This is a genomic window from Thermus thalpophilus (assembly GCF_022760915.1).
In the GTDB taxonomy this organism is placed as follows: Bacteria; Deinococcota; Deinococci; order Deinococcales; family Thermaceae; genus Thermus; species Thermus thalpophilus.
The window spans coordinates 21,358-42,648 of the sequence record NZ_JAKTNS010000008.1; the positions used below are offsets into that span (position 1 = coordinate 21,358).

General features: G+C 67.7%; 21 protein-coding genes. 17 read left to right on the forward strand and 4 right to left on the reverse strand.

Annotated elements, in window-relative coordinates:
* Positions 1-11 precede the first annotated feature (11 nt).
* The 10 genes from tdh (at position 12) to L0D17_RS04455 (ending at position 11,796) form a co-directional block, all read left to right on the forward strand.
* On the forward strand, positions 12-1,043 hold the full coding sequence (gene tdh / locus L0D17_RS04410) for an L-threonine 3-dehydrogenase (RefSeq protein WP_243094047.1): 1,032 nt from the start codon (positions 12-14) through the stop codon (positions 1,041-1,043).
* Between the two features lie 120 nt (positions 1,044-1,163).
* The gene (locus L0D17_RS04415; protein WP_243094048.1) at positions 1,164-3,359 is read left to right on the forward strand and encodes a COG1470 family protein; all 2,196 of its coding nucleotides are present in this window, start codon (positions 1,164-1,166) and stop codon (positions 3,357-3,359) included.
* The gene (locus tag L0D17_RS04420) at positions 3,328-4,620 is read left to right on the forward strand and encodes a hypothetical protein (RefSeq protein ID WP_243094051.1); all 1,293 of its coding nucleotides are present in this window, start codon (positions 3,328-3,330) and stop codon (positions 4,618-4,620) included. Before L0D17_RS04415 ends, L0D17_RS04420 begins: the two co-directional genes overlap by 32 nt.
* A gap of 80 nt (positions 4,621-4,700) precedes the next feature.
* Positions 4,701-6,794, forward strand: a complete 2,094-nt coding sequence (locus L0D17_RS04425; RefSeq protein WP_243094053.1) for a choice-of-anchor U domain-containing protein — start codon at positions 4,701-4,703, stop codon at positions 6,792-6,794.
* A 354-nt stretch (positions 6,795-7,148) separates the two neighbouring features.
* Complete coding sequence (locus L0D17_RS04430; protein WP_243094055.1) at positions 7,149-7,721, forward strand: hypothetical protein; 573 nt, start codon at positions 7,149-7,151, stop codon at positions 7,719-7,721.
* 25 nt (positions 7,722-7,746) lie between these two features.
* Positions 7,747-8,541 (forward strand): hypothetical protein, encoded by a 795-nt coding sequence (locus tag L0D17_RS04435; RefSeq protein ID WP_243094057.1) that lies wholly within the window; start codon positions 7,747-7,749, stop codon positions 8,539-8,541.
* A gap of 144 nt (positions 8,542-8,685) precedes the next feature.
* Entirely contained in the window at positions 8,686-9,747 is a 1,062-nt protein-coding gene (locus tag L0D17_RS04440) for a PQQ-dependent sugar dehydrogenase (RefSeq protein ID WP_243094059.1), read from the forward strand.
* 9 nt (positions 9,748-9,756) lie between these two features.
* The gene (mtnA, locus tag L0D17_RS04445) at positions 9,757-10,749 is read left to right on the forward strand and encodes an S-methyl-5-thioribose-1-phosphate isomerase (protein ID WP_243094061.1); all 993 of its coding nucleotides are present in this window, start codon (positions 9,757-9,759) and stop codon (positions 10,747-10,749) included.
* Positions 10,730-11,344: a ComF family protein gene (locus L0D17_RS04450; RefSeq protein WP_243094068.1), complete on the forward strand. Its 615-nt coding sequence runs from the start codon at positions 10,730-10,732 to the stop codon at positions 11,342-11,344. Before mtnA ends, L0D17_RS04450 begins: the two co-directional genes overlap by 20 nt.
* Positions 11,345-11,397: 53 nt before the next feature.
* On the forward strand, positions 11,398-11,796 hold the full coding sequence (locus tag L0D17_RS04455) for a DUF4258 domain-containing protein (protein WP_039456264.1): 399 nt from the start codon (positions 11,398-11,400) through the stop codon (positions 11,794-11,796).
* 26 nt (positions 11,797-11,822) lie between these two features.
* On the opposite strand, the gene L0D17_RS04460 is transcribed toward L0D17_RS04455, so the two are convergent.
* A complete protein-coding gene (locus tag L0D17_RS04460; RefSeq protein ID WP_243094069.1) occupies positions 11,823-12,314 on the reverse strand; it encodes an OmpH family outer membrane protein in 492 nt (163 codons plus the stop codon).
* A gap of 99 nt (positions 12,315-12,413) precedes the next feature.
* On the opposite strand from L0D17_RS04460, the gene L0D17_RS04465 reads away from it, so the two are divergent.
* The gene (locus L0D17_RS04465; protein WP_243094070.1) at positions 12,414-12,848 is read left to right on the forward strand and encodes a hypothetical protein; all 435 of its coding nucleotides are present in this window, start codon (positions 12,414-12,416) and stop codon (positions 12,846-12,848) included.
* Between the two features lie 88 nt (positions 12,849-12,936).
* On the forward strand, positions 12,937-13,569 hold the full coding sequence (locus L0D17_RS04470; protein WP_243094071.1) for a CBS and ACT domain-containing protein: 633 nt from the start codon (positions 12,937-12,939) through the stop codon (positions 13,567-13,569).
* On the opposite strand, the gene pheA is transcribed toward L0D17_RS04470, so the two are convergent.
* Positions 13,566-14,387: a prephenate dehydratase gene (gene pheA / locus L0D17_RS04475; RefSeq protein WP_039456107.1), complete on the reverse strand. Its 822-nt coding sequence runs from the start codon at positions 14,385-14,387 to the stop codon at positions 13,566-13,568. The two genes, L0D17_RS04470 and pheA, sit on opposite strands and share 4 nt — an antisense overlap.
* A 50-nt stretch (positions 14,388-14,437) precedes the next feature.
* On the opposite strand from pheA, the gene L0D17_RS04480 reads away from it, so the two are divergent.
* From L0D17_RS04480 to L0D17_RS04500, 5 genes are read left to right on the forward strand one after another with little or no spacing between them, the layout of a single operon-like run.
* Positions 14,438-15,187, forward strand: coding sequence for a response regulator (locus tag L0D17_RS04480; RefSeq protein ID WP_039456110.1), 750 nt, complete (start codon positions 14,438-14,440; stop codon positions 15,185-15,187).
* A 3-nt stretch (positions 15,188-15,190) separates the two neighbouring features.
* Positions 15,191-16,213: a lipid II:glycine glycyltransferase FemX gene (locus tag L0D17_RS04485; RefSeq protein ID WP_039456112.1), complete on the forward strand. Its 1,023-nt coding sequence runs from the start codon at positions 15,191-15,193 to the stop codon at positions 16,211-16,213.
* A gap of 46 nt (positions 16,214-16,259) precedes the next feature.
* A complete protein-coding gene (locus L0D17_RS04490) occupies positions 16,260-16,814 on the forward strand; it encodes a hypothetical protein (RefSeq protein ID WP_243094072.1) in 555 nt (184 codons plus the stop codon).
* Positions 16,811-17,668: an LptA/OstA family protein gene (locus tag L0D17_RS04495; RefSeq protein ID WP_243094073.1), complete on the forward strand. Its 858-nt coding sequence runs from the start codon at positions 16,811-16,813 to the stop codon at positions 17,666-17,668. The genes L0D17_RS04490 and L0D17_RS04495 overlap by 4 nt, the downstream gene beginning before the upstream one ends.
* On the forward strand, positions 17,668-18,591 hold the full coding sequence (locus L0D17_RS04500) for a hypothetical protein (protein WP_243094075.1): 924 nt from the start codon (positions 17,668-17,670) through the stop codon (positions 18,589-18,591). The genes L0D17_RS04495 and L0D17_RS04500 overlap by 1 nt, the downstream gene beginning before the upstream one ends.
* Here L0D17_RS04500 and L0D17_RS04505 read toward each other — a convergent pair.
* Both L0D17_RS04505 and L0D17_RS04510 read right to left on the reverse strand, forming a co-directional pair.
* Positions 18,588-20,078 carry an ABC transporter ATP-binding protein gene (locus tag L0D17_RS04505; protein WP_243094077.1) on the reverse strand — a complete coding sequence of 497 codons (1,491 nt, stop codon included), beginning with the start codon at positions 20,076-20,078 and terminating at the stop codon, positions 18,588-18,590. The two genes, L0D17_RS04500 and L0D17_RS04505, sit on opposite strands and share 4 nt — an antisense overlap.
* A gap of 55 nt (positions 20,079-20,133) precedes the next feature.
* Positions 20,134-21,258, reverse strand: coding sequence for a BMP family lipoprotein (locus tag L0D17_RS04510; protein WP_039456119.1), 1,125 nt, complete (start codon positions 21,256-21,258; stop codon positions 20,134-20,136).
* Positions 21,259-21,291: the final 33 nt, after the last annotated feature.

The window sequence follows — 21,291 nt, forward strand, 5'->3', positions numbered from 1 at the left end:
ATGGCCCCGGTATGCGCGCTTTGGCCAAGCTGGCCCCCGAAGAGGGCCTAACCCTAGTGGAACGCTCCCGCCCCGAGCCGGGGCCTGGGGAGATCCTGGTGCGGGTGGAGGCCGCCAGCATCTGCGGCACCGACCTCCACATCTGGAGGTGGGACGCCTGGTCCCGGGGCAGGGTCCGGCCTCCCCTCATCACCGGGCACGAGTTCAGCGGCGTGGTGGAGGCGGTGGGTCCCGGGGTGAAGCGGCCCCAGGTGGGGGACCACGTGAGCCTGGAAAGCCACATCGTCTGCCACGCCTGCCCCGCCTGCCGCACGGGCAACTACCACGTCTGCCTGAACACGGAGATCCTGGGGGTGGACCGGGACGGGGGGTTCGCCGAGTACGTGGTGGTGCCGGCGGAGAACGCCTGGGTGAACCCCAAGGACCTTCCCTTTGAGGTGGCGGCCATCCTGGAGCCCTTCGGCAACGCTGTGCACACGGTGTATGCCGGAAGCGGGGTCTCGGGGAAGAGCGTCCTCATCACCGGGGCGGGGCCCATCGGCCTCATGGCGGCTATGGTGGCCCGGGCGAGCGGGGCGGGGCCCATTTTGGTCTCCGACCCCAACCCCTACCGCCTGGCCTTCGCCAGGCCCTACGCCGACCGGCTGGTGAACCCCTTGGAGGAGGACCTCCTGGAGGTGGTGCGCCGGGTGACGGGAAGCGGGGTGGAGGTGCTTTTGGAGTTTTCTGGGAACGAGGCCGCCATCCACCAGGGCCTCAAGGCCCTCATCCCCGGGGGGGAGGCGAGGATCTTGGGGATCCCTTCGGATCCCATCCGCTTTGACCTCGCCGGGGAGCTCGTGATGCGGGGGATCACCGCCTTCGGCATCGCCGGGCGGAGGCTCTGGCAGACCTGGATGCAGGGCACCGCCTTGGTCTACTCGGGTAGGGTGGACCTAAGCCCCCTCATCACCCACCGCCTCCCCTTGAGCCGCTACCGGGAGGCCTTCGGCCTCCTCGCCTCGGGCCAGGCGGTGAAGGTGATCCTGGACCCCAGGGCCTGAGGTCACCTTTTTCGGGTCAGGGGAGAGGGGGCGTGGCCCCCCTCCCCCGTTAAGGTTTTTGTAAGCCCCCCTGAGGAGGATGGAGGTAGGGACCCCAGGGGTCCCGGAAAGGAGACAGCGATGGTTGGAATCAAGCGGCTTTGGCCCTTGGCAGGCCTCGCCCTCCTCCTCGCGGCCTGCGGCGGGGGGGCGCCCCCCCAGGACCTCACCCTCTCCGGGGTGAGCCCAAATAGCCCCAGCGTGGTCCAGGGGCAGAGCGTCACCCTCACCCTCACCTTCACCTCCCAGAACGGCTTCCAGGGGACGGTGTCCTTGAGCGTCACCAAGGACGGCCAGGAGCCCTCCTGGCTCACCCTGTCCCCTGCCAGCAAGAGCCTCAACGTCCCCAAGGGGGGCCAGGCCCAGGAGACCCTCCAGCTCCAGGTGGCGGGGAACGCCCCCACCGGACCCCACGCCCTGAAGCTCCGGGCCACCTACGGGGACAAGACGGCGGAGCGGGACCTCACCCTCACGGTGAACCCACCCCCCTCCTTCGCCCTCTCTCTGAACCCCACCAGCCTCTCCGTCCAGCAGGGGGACAGCGCCCAGACCGCCCTGACCCTCACCCCCCAGAACGGCTTCACGGGGACGGTCTCCCTCTCCCTGGTGGCGGGCCAAGACGGGGTGCCCCAGGGGCTTTCCCTCTCCCCCCAGAGCGTGCAGGTCACCGGGTCTAGCCCCGTGAACCAGACCCTCACCCTCTCCGCCTCCGCCTCCACCCCTACGGGCACCTACCGCCTCAAGGTGCGGGGCACCTCGGGGAGCCTCACCCGGGAGGCGGACCTCACCCTGACCGTGACCGCCCCCCTGCAGGCCACCCTGGACTGGTCCCCCCTGGTGCAGGCCGCGGGGCCCGACGGGCAGGACGGCCCCATCGCCTTCACCGGTACCCTGGAGGGGACTCCCTCGGCTCCCCTCAAACTCCAGGTGAGCTACCGGCCCAAGGGCGGGGACTGGGGCCCCTGGCAGGAGGCGGGGCAGGTGCAGGTGCAAGGGGGCCAGATCACCGCCACCCTGCCGGGTCTGGAGCTCCCGGTGGGCCTGGACGAGCTGGGCAAGGGGGTGCGGGCCAGGCTCGTGGCGGGGGACCGGGTGCTCGCCCAGAGCCCGGAGCTCCTCCTCCAGCGCTTCCGCCCCCTCTGGGCGACCTCCCTGGACCCCAGCAGACCGGTTGTGGAGCTCTCCGCCGGGGGCGGCCTGGCCTGCGGGTACTCGGTTAAAACGGTCTACTGCCTCAGCCCCGAGACCGGGGCCCTGGCCTGGAGCGCTCAGCTCAATTTTTACCCGCGGGAGGTCTTCGTGGCCGCGGACGGCAGCGTGTACGTGGGCGGGGATGCCGACCTTGACTTCGCCCAAGCCCGCGGCACCGGCAAAGTAGCCGTCTTGCGGGATGGGGGGCTTCTGGCCCAGTACGACCTCCCCGAGTTCACCACGGTGACGGCCCTGGCGGTGGAGGGGAGCCTCCTCTACTTGGGGGGCTCCCGTTGGGTCCAGGCCCCCTGCGGGGCTACCACCCGGCCCATCCTCCGGGTGCGCTTCGCCAAGTACGCGCTGGGAGCTTCTAGCCTGACCCTCCAGGCCCAGCACGACCCCACCCCGGGGGACCTGCAGGAGATCACCTCGCCGAACGGCTGCACCGGCCCGGGGGACGACTACAGCATTTACAACTTCTCCTCCACCCCCGCCCTGCGCCTGGAGGGGGGCAAGGTCTACGCCGCCTTTGAGGTGGGGTTCTTCACCACACCCTCCTTCGTCGCCACCACCCGTTGCGTGGGCTTCCTGCGCCTGGACGGGGCCACCTTCGCCCGGGACTGGCTCAACAGGCCTTTCCGCCAGGGGGCCGGCGGAGAGCCCACCTGGAGCAGGGATTGCGACTCCTCCTGGAACGCCCTGGGGCGGTTTATATTGTCTCCGGCGGCGCCTCCTGCCCCCGCCTTCTGGTACGCCCCTCGGAGCTTTGACCTGGGCCCGGACCTCCTCTACGCCTCCTTTACCGGTGCCGATGCCCTGCGCAAGGAGGACGGCGGGGTGGTGCAGGTGCCGGGCGGGGACAAGCGGCTCCTCCTCTTCCTGCCGGGCTTCCCGGAGGGGCTGGTGCGCCTCACCTACACCGAGGGGAACCGCTTGCGGGCTTACCCCGGGGGCACGGAGGGGCCCTACGCCCTGAACCTGGAGGGGAGCAATGCTTTAGGCTCTGTCTTCAAGGACGCCGAAGGGCGGGTGTACGCCTATGGGCAGGGTACCGATGACCGCGGCCTGGTGGTCCGCCTGCGCTAGCCTGGCCTTGGCCCAGGACCTCCTCCAGGAGCCTGCCCCTCCCGGGGGAGCCCCGGGGCTTCCCCTTTCTCTACTCGCCCTGGGCTACCTCCTCCTCTTCCTCCTCGCCCGCACCTACCTCATCGCCTGCCCCTCCCGGGCCTTGGCCCGGGCCCAGCTCCTGGGGCTCCGGGCGGAGCACGTGGAGGGGCGGGAAGAGGGTCAGAGGCAGGAAGGGGATCAGGAGAAGCGGGACGCCCGGGAGGACATCAGAGAGTGCCTCCAAAAGGTCCGGGATCTCCTGGAAGGGCGGGGTCTCTTGGGCCGGGTTGGAGCCCTGCTTTCTCTCCTCCTCTGGAACGGCAAGCGGGAGATGGCCGCCTGGGCCCTGATGCACCGGGCCGAGCGACGGGCGGCGGCCCTGATGGGGGACGAGGAGGTGAGGGCCCGCCTCGTGCGGGGCCTGGGGGAGCTCGGGGTTTTCCCCAAGGGAGAAAGGGCGTTTTGGGAGGGACGGCTGAGATGCGCCCTGGGGATGGGTCAGGACGCGCAACCAGGGCCCCCGTCCCGGAACGGGACCTCCTATCAGGTGCTCCCTGCAGGGACGCTTCCGTCCTCCCCGGACACCAAGGATTCCGGCCAAGTGGGACCGAGCTCCCCTTGTTGCCCAAAACCGGACCCCAAGTGTTGCCCAAAACCGGACCCCAAGGCGCAAAGGGCCCTTCTGGGGGAGTTTCTGGCCGCCCTCTACGACGCCCGGGACACGTACTACGCCCGGCTCCTCACCCTGCACAACAAGGCGGCCTGGCTCCTCCTGGTGGGGCTTGGCCTGGCGGTGGCCCTGGGGTCCTTCGTTCCCGGGCTTCCCAACGGGCTAAGCCTGGGGACGGCGCTTCTTCTGGGCTTCCTCGGGGGGCTCCTTTCCCGGCTCTTCCGGGTGGTGGCCACGAAAGAGCTTCCCACCGACTACGGGGCCTACTGGGTTCCCCTCTTCCTGGCCCCGGTGCTGGGGGCCTTGGGGGCGGTGGGGGGGTACCTGGTCTTCTGGGCCCTGGTGGAGGCAGAGGTCCTTGGGAAGGGGCTAAAGCCCCTCCTCAGCCCGCCCGCCGCCTACGGGCTCCTGGTGGCCCTGGGGTTCTCGGAGCGCCTGCTGAAGGGACTCACGGAGAGGCTGGAGGAACAGGCCCTGAAGCAGGAGGACCAGGACAAGGGGAAGCCCCAGGGGGATGGGGACGAAAGGGGAGACCAGGGGGGACCGAAGGACCAGCCGGCCCGGCGTTGAGGGGGGCGGTTAAGGTTTTTGTAAGTCCCCCTGAGGAGGATGGGAGTAGGGACCCCAAGGATCCCGGAAGGAGGCAGAGCATGCTTCGGAAGACGGCGGCCATGGGACTCCTCGCGGGCCTCGCCCTCCTCCTCGCGGCCTGCGGTGGGCAGAACTCCGGCGGTGGGGGGAGCACCGGTTCGGTGAGCACCCCCGGGGGCCAGGTGCAGGCGGCCCTCCAGGGCGGCACCTTCACCCAGGGGCCCACGGTGGCCCAGGGTGTAACCCCGCCCCAGGGATTCCAGGCCCCCTACGGGGCCATCGCCTTCACGGCGCAGGTGCCCCAGGGAGGGACGCTCACGGTGACCCTGACCTTCCCGAGCCCGATTCCCCAGGGGGCGGTCCTGAAGAAGTACCTGAACAACGCCTGGCAGGACGTCCCCGGGGCCCAGCTCTCCGGGAACACCGCCACCTACCAGGTCCAAGACGGCGGCCCCCTGGACGGGGACGGACAGCAGAACGGCCAGGTGGTGGACCCGGTGGCCCTCCTCACCCCGGCGCCCTCCTATACCCTCTCCCTCTCCCCCACCAGCCTCACCGTCCAGCAAGGAGGCCAGGGGCAGGTGACCGTGAGCCTGGCCCGGCAGAACTTCACCGGGGACGTGACCCTCTCCCTGGAGGGCAACGCTCCCCTCGCCACGAGCCCCGCCCCGGACAAGATCGCCTGGAGCTTCTCCCCCAACCCTGCCACAGGGGACCAGGCCACCCTCACCCTGCAGGTGGGCCAGAGCGTGACCGCCGGGGACTACGCTCTCACCGTGCGGGGCCAGGCCCAGGGGCTTCAGGACCAGACGGCGACCCTGACCCTCCGGGTGCAACCTCAACCGAGCTTTGACTTCTCCCTGGACCGCTCCTCGGTGGTCACCAGGCAGGACCCCAACTACCAGGGCAACAACCGCATCCACCTTACCTTCACCACCCAGAACGGGTTCCAGGGGCAGGTGGACCTCTCCCTGGTGGACGAGGGGGGAAACCCGGTGCAAGGCCTCAGCCTCTCGCCCACGAGCCTGAATGTGACCGGGAACGGGCAGGGTTTCTACGTCTACGTCCTGGCGGACGACACCCTTCCCCTCTCCGGCGCGGGCAAGGGCTACCCGGTGCGGGTGCGGGCGCGTTCGGGAAACCTCGTGCGGGAGCAGCCCCTCACCGTGGACGTGTGGACCGGGGTCGGGGTAGCCGACCTCAACTTCGCCCGGGTGGCCTACGGCAACGGGATCTTCGTGGTGGCGGGGGCAGACGGCTACACTGGCTATTCACGTGTTTATGTCCACAACCCACAGGACGATAGCTTCAACAAGACCTTTGAGGACAACACCCTTTGTGGCTGGCCCAGGGACGTGGCTTACGATCCTGACCACCAAACTTGGGTAGTGGTGGGGTACCTTTCCGGCCTCATCATGGTCTCTGCGGACAACGCCCAGACCTGGCAAATCGTCTACGGGGCCAGGAACCCAGATTATCCTTCCTGCTCTGCTCAGTACGGGGACGGCATGCCTCTTCATAGAGTACGCTACGTCAACGACCGCCTCTGGGCCTGGAGCGAAGCCTGGAACAGTCAACGCCTCTACTTCTCCCAGGACGGGGGCTACAATTGGAATTTCGTCCCCCTCCCCATTCCGCAGGGCTACGTAAACCTCCAGATCAAGGGCCTTACCTTCGGCCAGGGCAAGTACGTGGCGGTGGGGGTGCTGTTTGATAGCGGTAGCAGGGCCTACCCCATGCTTGCCACTTCCACCGACGGCAGCAACTGGAATGTAACCCCCTTTACTACTCCCCAAACCCCCTGGGGCGCGGGCACCCCTAGTGATGTCCTCTACGTCCCCGACTGGGACACGTTCGTGATGGTGGGCGGCTTGGGACTCTTGGGCACCTCCCCCGATGGGATGAACTGGGACTTCCGGAACTTCTACAATCCCTACGACTACAACCAAGACGTGGGCCACCTCACGGGTCTGGCCTACGGCAACGGGGCGGTAGTGGCGGGAAGCTGGAGTGGTCCTAAGGTACTCGTTTCCACCGACGACCAGAACTGGAGGATCGTAGACACCAATTGCGGTGCTAGTGCCATGTCCGTAGCCTTCGGTGGCGGCATCTTCGCCCACACCTCGGCGGGAGCGCCCTGCACGTCCCCCTAGCGCCGAAGTAGACCGGTGGGGACTCCCCGTTCCGGGGAGCGGGGCTCCTCGGCCCTCACAGGGCTAGGTTGGGAGGCGGCGCAGGGGGCCCAAAAGGGTCCCCTGGCGCCCCTACACCGCCTTTAGGGCAGGGTGTAGGCAAAGCCGCTGAAGTTTCCGAAAGGTCCGCCCAGGCCACATTCAGCCCCGCCGGGTCGCTCTCCATGGGCACCCCCCCTCCAAAGGCACCGGGCGCACCAGCGGCCTGGCCCCCTCCTTCGCCGAGATCGGCCCCACGATCCCCGTTAAGGCTTTTGTAAGCCCCCCTGAGGAGGATGGGAGTAGGGACCCCAGGGGTCCCGGAAAGGAGGCAGTATGCGTAAGGGCAAGGGGTACGGGCTTCTCGTTAGAGGCTGGCTCTGGGCAGGGCTCTTTCTGGGCCTTGCCGCCTGCAGCGTGCCCTTCAACTACGAGGTCAACGTCCTGAACTTTACGGACCTCTCGGGAACCTTCACGGTGGGTCAGGGGGGGATCAGCCCCAACCCCAAGACGGTGGGCCCCGTGGAGATCCGCTACACCCCCGACAGCCGGGTGAACCTCACGGGGGCCGCCCTGGACTACAAGGTGTGCTTCACCTCGGAGACCCCGGGGGCGAGCTTCCAGGGGAACTTGAGCTACACCGCCTACCTGGGCGGGGACGCGGGGACGCTCTTCCAGGACGCCAACAAGCTGGCCGAGGGCACAAAGGATGTCTCGGGCCTCTCCACGGGGGCTGTGTGCGTGGAGGGGCAGGCCCAGGCCACGGCGGCCCAGGTCCAGGCTTTGCAGAGCGGCACCTTCTACGTGGGGGCCAGAATCTCCGGGAATGCCACCAGCGCCCAGGAGGCCACGGTGCGCTACCGCACCGAGCGGTTCCTCTTGAGGCTTTCGGGGACGGTGAGGCCTTAGAGCGAGGAAAGATGGGAGGGATTTCATGAGCAGGAAATACGGGTTTGTCTTGGCGGTTCTCGCCTCGTTGATCCTGCTTCTCGCGGGGTGCGGGGGGCAGGGCGGTGCAGATACCCGCACCATAAACGCTTCCCTTGGTACCTGGAATTACGGGGGGCAGAACCTGGGTTTGGCCTTCATCTTCTGGGCGGACCTTCAGGCCCCCACCAGCCCGGAGGGCTTCCAAGGGACGATTACTGGTCCCAGCCTTTCGTCACCCAATCCTTTCGGGCCCGTTAAATCGGACTTCGCAAGAGCCATCTACCTATGGTTCCCCTTTGGAGCTGTGCCCGTTTCCGGCGACCACACCATCACCGCGAGCCCTAGCCCTAACCAGACCCTCAACCGCACCCTCAAGCTGAACGCCAGCGCCACGCTGCCCCAGCCCCAAAACGTCACCGTCCAGGTCACGGCCAACACAGCCACCTTCTCCTGGTCTCCCGTGCCGGGAGCGAGGTCGTATTACGCGCAGCTTTGGGAGGTGGACCAGAACGGGCAGCTTAAGACCTTCAAGCTGGGCTGGTACACCAAGGACACCCAGGTGCAGTTCACGCAGAACGCCGGGATTAGTCTGTCCCCGGGCACCTACCGGGCTCGGGTCTTCGCCTTCCCCTTGGACTTCACCCTGCTCCTGCGCCCCGGACAGGCGGCCCAGCTGGACCCCCAGTTCAATATCTCCTCTGCTCTCAGTCAGGGAGTCCAGGTGCAGTCGCTTGGTCCGCTTAGGGTGGTGCCCCTACCCGAGCCTGAGGTGCAGCCGGAGCTGGGAGGGGGTTGGTAGGTCCCGCCAGATTACCCGCCCTGGCGGCAGAGTGAGAAAGAGCGTGGAATAGCCTTATTCGGGCTCCCGTCCCCAGCCGGATTCGGTGGAGTGTGCCCCGCCCCCTTGGGGCGGGGCCTGGCTTTGGGGTAGCCTCTAGGGGTCATGCTGAGCCGCAGGCGGCTTCTTGCGGGGCTTTTGGGCCTAAGGCTTTCCCGGGCCCAGGGGCTGAGGGCCGAGGAGGTGGTGGGGGCCCTCGAGGTCCCCTGGGCCTTGGCCTTCCTCCCCGGTGGGGGGATGCTGATCTCGGAAAGGCCGGGGAGGATCCGGCTCTTCCGGGGCGGGCGGCTTTCCACCTACGCCGAGCTTCCCGTTTACGCCCGGGGGGAGTCGGGGCTTCTGGGCCTGGCCCTCCACCCCCGCTTTCCCGAGGCGCCCTACGTCTACGCCTACCGCACGGTAGAGGCGGGGGGCCTGAGGAACCAGGTGGTGCGCCTCCGCCACCTGGGGGAGAGGGGGGTCTTGGAGCGGGTCATTCTGGACGGGATCCCCGCCAGGCCCCACGGCCTCCACTCGGGAGGCCGGATCGCCTTCGGGCCGGATGGGATGCTTTACGTGACCACGGGGGAGGTCTACGAGCGGGAGCTGGCCCAGGACCTGGCCTCCTTGGGGGGGAAGGTCCTCCGCCTCACCCCGGAAGGGGAGCCCGCCCCGGGGAACCCCTTCCTGGGCCAGAAGGGAGCCAGGCCCGAGATTTACAGCCTGGGCCACCGGAACCCCCAGGGCCTGGCCTGGCACCCCGTGACGGGGGAGCTCTTCCTGAGCGAGCACGGGCCCAGCGGGGAGCAAGGCTATGGCCACGACGAGGTGAACGTGGTCGTCCCCGGGGGGAACTACGGCTGGCCGAGGGTGGTGGGGAGGGGGAACGACCCCCGGTACCGGGACCCCCTCTACTTCTGGCCCCAGGGCTTCCCCCCGGGGAACCTGGCCTTCTTCCGGGGCGGGCTTTACCTGGCCGGGCTTAGGGGGGAGGCCCTTTTGCGCCTGGACCTCGAGGGGGAAAGGGGGCGCTGGCGGGTGGCGGGGGTGGAGACGGTGCTTTCCGGTTTTGGCCGCCTGCGGGAGGTCCAGGTGGGGCTGGACGGGGCCCTCTACGTCACCACCTCCAACCGGGACGGGCGGGGAAGGCCAAGGTCCGGGGACGACAAGGTGCTTCGCCTGGCTTAAGCTTGGGGCGTGGAGCGCCTTCAGCCGTTCCGTTTTGACGAGGAGGAAGGGGTCTTCTGGCTTCTGGACCAGAGGCGCCTTCCCCAGGAGGAGGTCTGGGTGCCCGTGCGCACCCCCCGGGAGATGGCCCAGGCCATCCGGGACATGGTGGTGCGGGGGGCCCCGGCCATCGGGGTTTCCGCTGCCTTCGGCATGGTCCTGGCCCACATGGCGGGGGAGGACCTCGAGGAGGCGGACCGCCTCTTGCGGCAAAGCCGCCCCACGGCGGTGAACCTCTTCCACGCCCTGGACCGGATGCGGCCCCACTTCGGGGACTTAAAGGGAAGCCTAGAGGAGGCCAAGGCCCTCTGGCGGGAGGTGGAGGAGACGGAAAGGGCCATTAGCCAGCACGGGGCCAAGGTCCTCAAGGGCCAGGTTCTCACCCACTGCAACACCGGGCCCCTGGCCACGGGGGGGTATGGGACGGCGCTTGGGGCCATCCTCGAGGCCCACCGCCAGGAGCGGGTGCGCCATGTCTGGGTGGATGAGACCCGGCCCTACCTGCAAGGGGCCCGGCTCACCGCCTTTGAGCTAAAAAAGGCGGGCGTTCCCGCCACGCTCATCGCCGACAACATGGCGGGCTTCCTCATGCAACGGGGATTGGTGGACGCCGTCATCGTGGGGGTGGACCGCATGGCCCTAAACGGCGACTTCGCCAACAAGATCGGCACCTACACCCTGGCGGTTTTGGCCCACCACCACGGGGTTCCCTTCTACGCCGCCTTGCCCCTTTCCTCCGTGGACCCTGGCCTGGCAAGTGGGGAAGGCATCCCCATAGAGGAGCGCTCCCCGGAGGAGGTCCTCACCCTCCAAGGGGTGCGCCTGGCTCCTGAAGGCTTTCCCGCCTATCACCCCGCCTTTGACCTCACCCCCCACCGTTACCTCACGGGGATCATCACGGAAAAGGGGGTGCTCTACCCGCCCTTTGACGAGGCGCTAAGGGATGCTTTGGGGCTTTCTTGAGGCGCTTTTGGGCCACGCCTGCCCCGGGTGCGGGGGCCCGCTGGATGGGCCCCTCCTCTGCGCCGCCTGCCGCCGGGCCCTTAAGGCCCAGGGGACGGGGGAGGTGGTCTACCTGGGGCTTTATGGCCGGGTGGGGGGCCTGGCTCGGGCCCTGAAGTACGGGCGCTGCGCTGGCCTAGCCCCCCTTCTCGCCCGCCCCTTGGCGGAAGGGGTCCTGGCCCAGGGTTGGGCCCTTTCAGGGGTGACGGCGGTGCCCACCCTTCTTCCCCGGCTTCTCCAAAGGGGGTATAGCCCGCCTGAGCTTTTGGCCAAGGAGCTTGCCCGCCTCCTCCACCTTCCCTACCGGCGGGTTTTGGTGCGGGTGCGCTACACCCCAGGCCAGCCCACCCGGGGGCGGGAGAGGACCAAGCTCCCCTCGAGGCTCTTCCTCCCCAAGGCCCGGGTGGTGGGGGCTTGGCTTTTAGTGGACGATGTCCTCACGAGCGGGGCCACCTTCCTCCGGGCCAAGGAGGCCCTACTCCAGGCGGGGGCGGAGAGGGTCTATGGGGCTTTCCTGGCGGTGCGGGACCCCGCGGCCTTAGGGCCTTACCGGTGAAGGCCACACTTCCTTGGGCGTTTCGTCCTAGACTGGGGGGAAAGGGGGTGGACGTGAAGAAGCTTCGCCGCCTTCCGGACCTCCTCCCCCACCTTAGGGAAGGTCGCTACCGCTTGGGCCCCCACGTGGCCAAGCACATGCTCCAGGAAGGCTTCACCGAGCTGGACATCCTCAGGGCCCTGGAATGGGGCAGGGAGCTTTGCATCTACCCTGAGGACCAGCGGATGCTGGTTTTGGGCTATATGGTCTTCCCGCCTCGCCTGCGCCTGCCCTTGCACGTGGTCCTGGAGTACGCCAAGCCGCGGCACGTGGACATCGTCACCGCCTTCATCCCTAAAGAGCCTTACCGGGTGTATTCCAGGAAGCGCCTCGCCGCCATCCTCCGCTTTGACGGGGCCTTGGAGGAGGTGCGTTGGAGCCTGCCCAAAGAGGCCTACCCCGCCTGGGAGTAGGCCAAGCGGGGCAGGAGGCCTGGGCTTTAGCGCTTGAGTTCCCGGATCACCGCCTGGGTGAGGTCGGTGTCCTCGTCGGCATAGACCACCAGGCCGGACTGGGCCGCCACCTGCCGGCTCATGACCACGGCGAAGCCCTGGGCCTTGGCCACCTTGGCGATGGCCGCGTCCACATCCTCGAGGATGGGCTTCAGGACCTGGTTCTGCCGCTCTTGCCACTTCTTCAGGGTGTCCTGGTAGGTCTTGAGGAGGGCGTCGTAGTCCTGGCGCTCCTTGGCGCTGGCTTGGCCAGCCCGCACCTTTTGGTCCAGGGGCTTGAGCTTCTCCTCCAGGGGGGAAAGCTCCTTCTTGGCCTGGGCCTGCACGTCCTGGACCTTTTTGTAGTCGGGGTGGGCCTGGACCAGGGCGTCGGCGTCCACGAAGCCGATGCGGGTGGCCACGTTCTTGTTCTGGGCCAGCATGGGGGTGAGGAGGGCGCCGAGGGCCAGGAAAAGAGCCGTAAGGGGAAGCCGTTTCATGGGCCTAAGCCTAGCTGCTCCGGGTTAGTCCAGGGTGAGAGAAAGCTCCCTTTCCCCTTGAAGCGAGGGGGGTTAGGATGCGCTTTGGAGGTGAAGGGTATGCGTAAGACGCTTTGGTTGTTGGCGCTTTTGGCCTTGGGTTCCCTGGCCTTCGCCCAGCGGGCGGTTTCCTTCCGGCTTTCCTTGCCCCCCGCGGGGCTCGGTTTGGGCCTGGAGGCGCCCTTGGAGCGAAACCTGGCCTTCCGGGGCTTCGCCGACCTCTTCCCCAGCGGCCCAAGCTTCCTGGTGGGAGGCGAGCTCCTCTTCAAGCCGGATTTGGGCCAGCTGGACCGGGACCTCAGGGGGATTAGGCCCTATTTCGGCGGGGGGCTTGCTGGGCGGTTCGCCCAAAGCAGCGACCTCGGCCTTCACCTTTCCTTAGGGGTGGAGGTGCTGCTGGACCCCAGGACGGGGATCTTTCTGGATGGGGAGTACTTCTACCCCTTTGGGGGTGGGAGCTCTAGCCGTGTAGTGCTTGGAGCAGCCCTGCGGTAAAAAAAGGGTTGCGACCTTGCCCGCCCTCTGGGCGGGGACATTTTTCCCCTTCGCCTTGGGATAAGATAATCGTGAAAGGAGGTTAAAGATGCTGGTCCGGGACTGGATGACCAAGGACCCCCTCACCGTGAGCCCCGACACCCCGGTATTGGAGGCCATCAACCTGTTGAAGCAAAAGGGCTTCCGGCGCTTGCCTGTGGTGAAAGACGGCAAGCTGGTGGGCCTGGTGACGGACAAGGACCTCAAGGACGCCATGCCCTCCAAGGCCACCACCCTCTCGGTGTGGGAGATGAACTACCTCCTCTCCAAGCTCACCGTGGAGGAGGTCATGGCCAAGCCCGTGGTCACCGTGGGGGCGGAGGAGCCCTTGGAAAAGGCGGCCCTCCTCATGGAGGAGCGGAAGATCGGGGGCCTGCCGGTGATGGAGGGGGATCGGCTCGTGGGCATCATCACCGTGACCGACGTGCTCCGGGCCTTTATTGAGGTCTTGGGCCTAAAGCTCGGAGGCCTTCGCATCACCGTGGACATTCCCGACGTCCCCGGGGCCCTGGCCCAGATGGCCCAGGCGGTCCCCCCGGCCAATATCGTCTCCATCGCCACCGCCGCCCACCTCGAGGGCTACCAGCGCCTGGTGATGCGGGTGGTGGGGGAGGATGTGGAAGGGGTGCCGAAGCGCCTGGAGGCCGCCGGGGAAAGGGTGGTGGAGGTCCGCCCGGGCTAGGTGCCGTTCCGGTAGGCGGGGTAGGAGCCCAGGACCTTTAAAAAGGCCGCCCGCCGCAAAAGGCCCAGAAGGGCTTGGGCGGGTCCCGGCTCCTCCAGGTGGCCCTCTAAGTCCAGGTAAAAGAGGTAGCTAAACGGCTTGTCCCGCCGCGGCCTAGACTCCAGCTTGGTGAGGTTCACCCCGGCCTCGGCGAAGACCTGCAGGGCCTCCAAAAGCCCCCCGGGGCGGTGGCGCACGGCGAAGACGATGCTGGTCTTGTGGGGGCCTTCCCCCTTCCTTGCCTCCTCGCGGCCGATGACGAAGAAGCGGGTGTAGTTGTGGGGGTAGTCCTCAATGTTTTCCGCCAGGACGGCAAGGCCATAGAGCTCCGCCGCCCGCCTCGAGGCGATGGCCCCCACCCCGGGCTCGGGGTTTTCCGCCAAGGCCCGGGCGGCCCCGGCGGTGTCGTACACGGGGATGGGGGTGAGGCGAAGCCGGGCTAAGAAGCCGTCGCACTGGGCCAGGGCCTGGGGGTGGCTCTTCACCGCCTTGAGCTCCTTAAGCTCCACGCCCCGGGGTGCCAGAAGGCAGTGCTCCACCCGGTGGACGATCTCCCCCACCACGTGCAGGTCGCTTTCCAGGAGGAGGTCGTAGGTCTGGTTGATGCTGCCGGCGGTGGTGTTCTCCACGGGCACCACCCCAAGCTCCGCCTCCCCCGTTTCCACCGCCTCAAACACCTGGTGAAAGGTGGGGAAGCCCACGGGGGTAGCGCCGGGGAAGGCCTTGAGGAGGGCCTCTTCGCTGTACGCCCCTTCGGTGCCCTGGAAGGCGATCCTCATGCCCTCCATGGTACAAGCACCCTGGACAGGGGAAAAAGGGCTGGCGTAGCATGGCCTTCGTGGCGCGGCTTCTCGTGGTGGACGATGACCCCCGCATCCGCCACCTCCTCGAGGTGGTCCTTTCCGGCTCCGGCCACGAGGTGGTCTTGGCGGACTCCGCCAAGGCGGCCTTGGAGTACCTGCGCAAGGAAACCCCCGACCTGATCCTCCTGGACATCATGATGCCGGACATGGATGGCCTCACCCTCTTAGGCCGCATTCGGGCGGTGCGCCGCCTGAGCCGGGTGCCCGTCATCATGTTCACCGGCGGGGGGCAGGAGCTGGAGGGTCCAAGCCGGGCTTTGGGGGCCGACCTTTTCCTGGAAAAACCCATCAGCGGGCGCCGGCTCAAGCAGGCGGTGGAAAGCCTCTTGGCTCGGGAGGGCTACCTCCTCCCGGGGGGTGAGCGGGTGAGCACCTTGGCGGAGGTGGGGGGAAGGCTCCGGCAGGCCCTGCCGGAGGAGGAGCGCTTCCGCCTCCTCTGGCGAAGAACGCAAAGCCGCCGCGCCCTCCTCGCCAACCTGGTGGCCAAGGGCTGGACCGAGGCCCTCCTGCGCCGCCTGGTGCCGGGGGAGTACGACCTGTACGATATCCTGGGCCATTTGGCCTACGGCTGGCCCCTCCTTCCCCTCAAGGAGCGGGCGGCTCGGGCGGAGGACGCCCGCTTCGCTCCCCTTCTCCAGGAGTACCTGGAGGCCAGGCGGCTTCCCCTGGAAGGGGACGGCCTCCTGGAAGAGCTTGCGGAGACCCTTTACGCTTAGGGGATGGCCGAGCTTTTGGAGGTTCACGAACCTGAGGCCTGGAACCGGTTGGTTTCCGGCTTCCCCATCACCAGCGCCCTTCAGTCCTTTGGCTGGGGGGAGGTGAAGCGGCTTTCCGGCTGGGAGCCCAAGCGCTTTGCCGTGTACCAGGGGGATAGGCTTTTGGGGGCCGCCCAGGTCCTCCTGAAACGCCTCCCCGGGGGGCTTAGCCTGGTCTACGCCCCAAGGGGCCCAGCCCTTTTCCGCCTGGAGGACCTCCCCCAGGTGGCCCAGGCCTTGGCCCAGGGGGTAAAGGGCACCCACCTGGTGGTGGAGCCGGAGGCGGGTCTTGCGGCGGAGGAAGCGCCCCCCCACTTCCCCGGCCTCTTGCCGGAGGAGCCCATCCAGCCCGGCCACTCCCTGTGGCTGGACCTCACCCAAGGGGAGGAGGCGCTCCTGAAGGGCATGAAGGAGATGCACCGCCGCAACGCCCGCCTGGCGCAGAAGCGCACGGAGCTCCTCGTGGCGGGAGAGGAGGCCTTCCCCGAGTTCTTCCGCCTTTTTGAGGAGACGAACCGCCGGGCCAAGCTCCTGCAACACTCGGAGGAATACTACCGGGCCGTCCTAAAGGAGATGAACCAGCCCTTGGGCGAGGCCTTCATCACCTTAGCCGCCAAGGACGGGGAGGCTTTGGCGGCGGGGCTTTTCGTGGCCTTCGCCGGGAAGGTGGACTACCTCTACGGGGGTAGCAGCCGCCACCACCCCGAGGCCAAGGCTCCCATGGGGATGCACCTCATGGCCATCCGCCACGGCATGGCCCGGGGCTACCGGATCTACGACCTTTGGGGCGTTCCCCGCACCCCCGAAGGGAGCCACGCCGAGGGGATCTGGCGCTTCAAGGAGGGGTTTGGCGGCAGACGGGTGCAGTTTCCCGCCTACACCCTGCCCCTTTCCCCCCTCTACCGCCCCCTGAAGGCCCTCCTCCGCCTGCGCAAGACCTGGGTGAACCTCAGGGTGCGGGGAAACCCGCGGGATGTGCTGGGGTAAAGGGCCTTGTCATCTTTCTCAAGCGCTTTCCCGTAAGGTGAGGGGCGTGGTGCGGTTTCTCCTCCCCCTCGCCCTCTTGCTTTTCCTCCTCCCTTGGCTCCGTCCGGGGCCTTCCCGATCTCCGGCCCCAGCCCCGGGGGTGCGCCTTCTGGGGGTGGAGTTTTGGCTCTTCCCCGAGGAGGAGGGGGTGGAGTGGCGCTTCGCCGCGGAGGAGATGGTGGAAGAGGGGGGGGTGTTCCGCATCCGGGGGGGGCTTACCGGGGAGCGGTACGTGAAGGGGCGCCTGGACCTGCGGCTTAGGGCTCCTGAGGTGGTGGTGGAGCCCGGGGACAACCTGCGGGCCCCTTACGCCGAGGTGGAGATCCTTAAGGGGTGCTACCGGCTCGCCCTTTCCGCCCCCGGGAAGGGGGAGGTCCTCATCCGGCAGAAGGAGGGCTTCTTCGCCCCATGGGTGCGGATAGAAGCGCCGAACCTCAGGGGCGAGGCGGAGGCCTTCCGCTCGGATTTCGCCCTGGAGCGCCTCGAGGCGCAAAACCCCCGCTTTTCCTTTCCCGCTGGGGGAAGTTTTGGCCCGTGCACCGTGGAAGGAGGTAGCTCGTGAGAAGACTCGTGCTTTTTTCGGTGTTGGGACTGGCCTTGGCGGCTTCCGGCGTGCGGGTGATCCAAGTGGAAGGGGGCAGGCTTTCCGGGGACCTGCGCTACGGCCCCTGGACCTTTGAGGGGGAGGTGAGGGGCCGGGTCAAGGACCTCTCCATCCAAGCCCCCAAGGCCACCCTCACCGCCCCCAAGGGCAAGACCATGCAGGAGGCGGAAGGGGAACGGGAGGCCCGCTTTGAGGGGGGCGTGGTGGTGCGCCGGGGCCGGGTGGAGGCCCGGGGCCCCGTCCTGGTCTACCGGGAAACCACGGGGGAAGGGGAGCTCTTGGGCCCGGCCCGCATGCGCCAAGAGCCCAAGCCCGGGGAGGATCCCGTGGAGGTGGAGGCGAGCCGCATGACCTTCCAGGTGGACACCGACACCTCCACCAGCGAAAACGCCCTCCTCAAAAGCGGCAACCAGGAGGGGCGGGCGGGCTTCGTCTACTACGAGGAGGAACGGGGCCTCGCCGTCTTCAGCGACGCCAAGGAGGTGGTCCTCACCCGCAAGCGCAAGGACGGGGACCTGGTGATCCGGGCTAAGGAGGTGCGGAGCCTCACCGGCCCCAAGCGCCTCATCGCCACCGGGGGGGTGCGCCTCGTGGACGGGGACCTGGTGACCACCGGGGAAAGCCTCTACTACGACGACACCACCGGGGAGGCCATCGTCTTGGGGAAGCCGGCGGTGAGCGAGAACAAGAAGGAAGGCTTTAGGCTTTCGGGGAGCACCCTCCTCCACAACGTGAACCGCCACCAGGTGCGGGTCTACGGCCGCGCCTTCCGCCTGCCCGTGGAGGAGTTTAAGAAGCTCGGGGAGAAGTGATGCGCCCTTTCCTCCTGGGCTTGGGCCTCCTGCTCCTTTGCGCCTTGGCCCAGGAGGCCTTCCGCCCCGAGGTGGAGCTGGTCCGCAAGGACAAGAAGGTGGTGGCCTGGGTGAGCGGGGAGGAGGATAGCCTCTTCTACGCCGACTACGGCGACCTTTACCTGGGCGAGCTCAAGGAGCTGGGCCAGGACAAGGCGGTGGTGGGAGAAAAGGCCTTTTTCCTGGACGCGGGGAGCGCGGTGGACGAGGGCCTGAAGCCCGGGGACATGGTGGAGGCTGCCTACAACCCTGACTTCACCCGGGAGGGCCTTCCCCACCTCCTGCGCCTGCGCCGGGCGGGGGCGGGGAAGGGGGAACGGTACCTGCGCCTGGTCCTCTTTGACCCCAAGGGGGTGGAGGTGCGCTTGGGAAGCGAGGTGCGGGCCACAGGGCCCTTGGCGGTGGTGGAGCGGGGGAGCGAGGAGACCCTTTTCCTCTCCGGGGGAAGCGCCCGGTACCTGGAGGAGGAGGGCCGCCTCGAGGTGCGCCAGGCCCCGGGGGAGGTGGCGGTGGAGGAGGGGGCGACCCGGGTGAAGGGGAGGCGGCTTCGCTACCAGAACGATACCGGGGAAGCCCTTTTGGAAGGCCCCTTGGAGGTGAGGCGGGAAGGGGAAAAGCCCCTTTTGGGCAAGGCGAACAGCCTCCGCTACCTTCTGGACGAGGAGGCGCTTTGGCTTTTGGGGGTGGAGTTCACCCAAGTCGGACGCACCACCAAGGCGGAAAGGGCCCTGGTGCGGGAGAAGGAGGGCTTCGCCTACCTCTTCGGCAACGTGGAAAGCCGGGACGAGAAGGGCTTCGTGCGGGGAGAACGGGTGCGCTACGCCCTGGAAAGGGGCGAGGTGGTTCTCCTCGGGCGGGTGGCGGGGGAGTTTAGGGAGCCCTAAGCGGAAATCCCCGCCATCAGGAGGCCGAGCCGCTCCTCCGTGGCCTCCTCCGGGCTGAGTTCCCCCACGATCCTTCCCTCGTACATGACGAGGATGCGGTCGGAAAGGCTCAAGACCTCGCTGAGGTCGGCGGAGACCAAAAGGACGGCCATCCCCTGGTCCCGGGCCTCAATGAGGCGCTGGTGGATGAACTCAATGGCCCCCACGTCCACCCCCCGGGTGGGCTGGGCGGCGATGAGGAGGCGGGGCTTCCTTAGGAGTTCCCTTCCCACCACGATCTTCTGCTGGTTACCCCCGGAGAAGCGCCTTGCGGAAAGCTCCGTGGACCGGGGCCGCACGTCAAAGGCCTCCACCAGGGCCCGGGCGTGGCGCTCCACCGCCTCGCCATCCAAGAAGCCCAGGAAGCCGCGGAAGGGGGGCCTGTGCTGGTCGCCCAGGATGGCGTTTTCCCGCACGGAAAAGTCCAGGACGAGGCCCCGGGCGTGCCGGTCCTCGGGAACGTGGCTCACCCCGAGCTCCCGCACCGCCCGGGCCAAGGGGGGGAGGGGTTTGCCCAGGTACCGGGCCACCCCCTGGTGGCGGCGCAGGCCGGTGAGGGCCTCCACCAGCTCCGTTTGCCCGTTCCCCTCCACCCCGGCGATGCCCACGATCTCCCCGGCGCGCACCGCAAAGCTTACCCCCTTAAGCCGGGGCGGGGCGGCGAAGTCCTCCAGTTCCAAAACCACCTCCCCAGGCCTAGCCGGGCCCTTTTGCACCCTTAGGACCACCTCCCGGCCCACCATCATCCGGGCGAGCTCCTCCAAGGAGGTCTCTTGGGTGCGCACCGTGCCCACCACCTTCCCATCCCGGATCACCGTGACCCGGTCGGAAACGGCAAGCACCTCCTTGAGCTTGTGGCTGATGAAGATGGCGGCGTTGCCCTGGGCCACGTAGGCCCTTAGGAAGCGAAAAAGCTCCTCCGCCTCCTGGGGGGTGAGGACGGCGGTGGGCTCGTCCAGAATGAGGATCCTGGCCTTGCGGTAGAGGGCCTTCAGGATCTCCACCCGCTGCTGGAGCCCCACGGGGAGGTTTTCAATGCGCTCGTCCAGGGGAACCTGGAAGCCGAGCTCCTCCATGAGGCCTTGGGCCCGCTTCCGGGCGGCCTCGAGGTCCAGGTACAAGGGGCTTCCCGGCTCCAAGCCCAAGACCAGGTTCTCCAGCACCGTGAAGGGCTCCACCAACATGAAGTGCTGGTGCACCATGCCGATGCCAGCGGCGATGGCGTCCAGGGGGCTTCTGGGCCGGTAGGGCTTGCCGTCCACCCACATCTCCCCCTTGTCCGGGGGCTGGAGGCCGTAGACGATCTTCATGAGGGTGGATTTCCCGGCACCGTTTTCCCCCACCAGGGCCAAGACTTCGCCCCAGTTCAGGTCCAAGGAGATGTGGTCGTTGGCGAGGACCAGGGGGAAGCGCTTGGTGATGTCCTTCAGGACCAGGGCCTTCTCCACGCCCGCAAGTATACAAGAGGGGCCGGAACGCCTCCGGCCCCTCCGGCGATGCCCCTTAGCGGGACTCGGGCACCTTGATCTGGCCCTTGATGATCTGCTGCTTGAGGACCTCCAGCTTGCTCACCACGGCCGCCGGGATCAAGGCCTTGTTGTACTGGTCCAGGGCGTAGCCCACCCCGTTGTTGCTCAGGCCGAACTCCCGCACCCCGCCCTTGAAGGCCTTCTGCACCACGCTCTTGATCACCTCGTAGGTGGCCACGTCCACCCGCTTCATCATGGAGGTGAGGCCGTGGTTGAGGGTGGCGGGGTTGTTGTCCGTGTCGCCCAGGTAGTTCTGGTTGGCGTCCACGCCGATGAAGAAGAGGGGCGTGGCCTTGGTGCCGTCGGTGCCGCAAGCGCGGGTGTAGTCGGCGTACTTGGGCACCTTGGCGTAGGGGTCCGCCTTGCGCACGAAGCGGATGTTGCCGCCCTCCTTCAGGCACTTGGTCTGCTTCACGTAGTCAATGAGCCCCAGGCCCGAGCCACCGGCGGCGGCGTAGATGATGTCGGCGCCCTGGCGCACCTGGGCAGCGGCGATCTCCTTGGCCTTGGCGGGGTCGTTCCAGGCGGCGGGGGTGTTGCCCACGTAGCCCACCAGGACCTTGCCCTGGATCTTGTCCTCCTTGAAGGCGTACTCTGCCCCGGCGCGGAAGCCCGCCTCAAACTTGTGGATGAGGGGGATGTCCATGCCGCCGATGAAGCCCACCACCCCGGTGCGGCTCATCTTGCCGGCGATGTAGCCCACCAGGAAGCTACCCTCGTGCTCCCGGAACACCAGGCCCACAGCGTTGGCCAGCTTCCCCTCGCCCGGCACGGCGTCAATCACGGCGAACCTGACGTTGGGGAACTCCTTGGCCGTGGCGGTGATGGCGGGCTCGTTGGCGAAGCCCACGCCGATCACCAGGTCAAAGCCCTCCTCGGCGAAGGTGCGGATGCCCTGCCCCACCTGGGAGGGGTCGGCGGGCTCAAAGTCAAAGAGCTTCACCCCGAAGTCCTTGGCCGCCTTTTGCGCCCCTTCCCAGGCGGACTGGTTGAAGGAGCGGTCAAACTTGCCGCCGGCGTCAAAGGCGATGCCCACCCGCACCTGGGCCAGGCTTAGGCCCAGGGCCAGAACCCCAATAAGCGCCAGTACACGTTTCATGCTCACCTCCCACGGCTATTCGCCAGGGGCTAT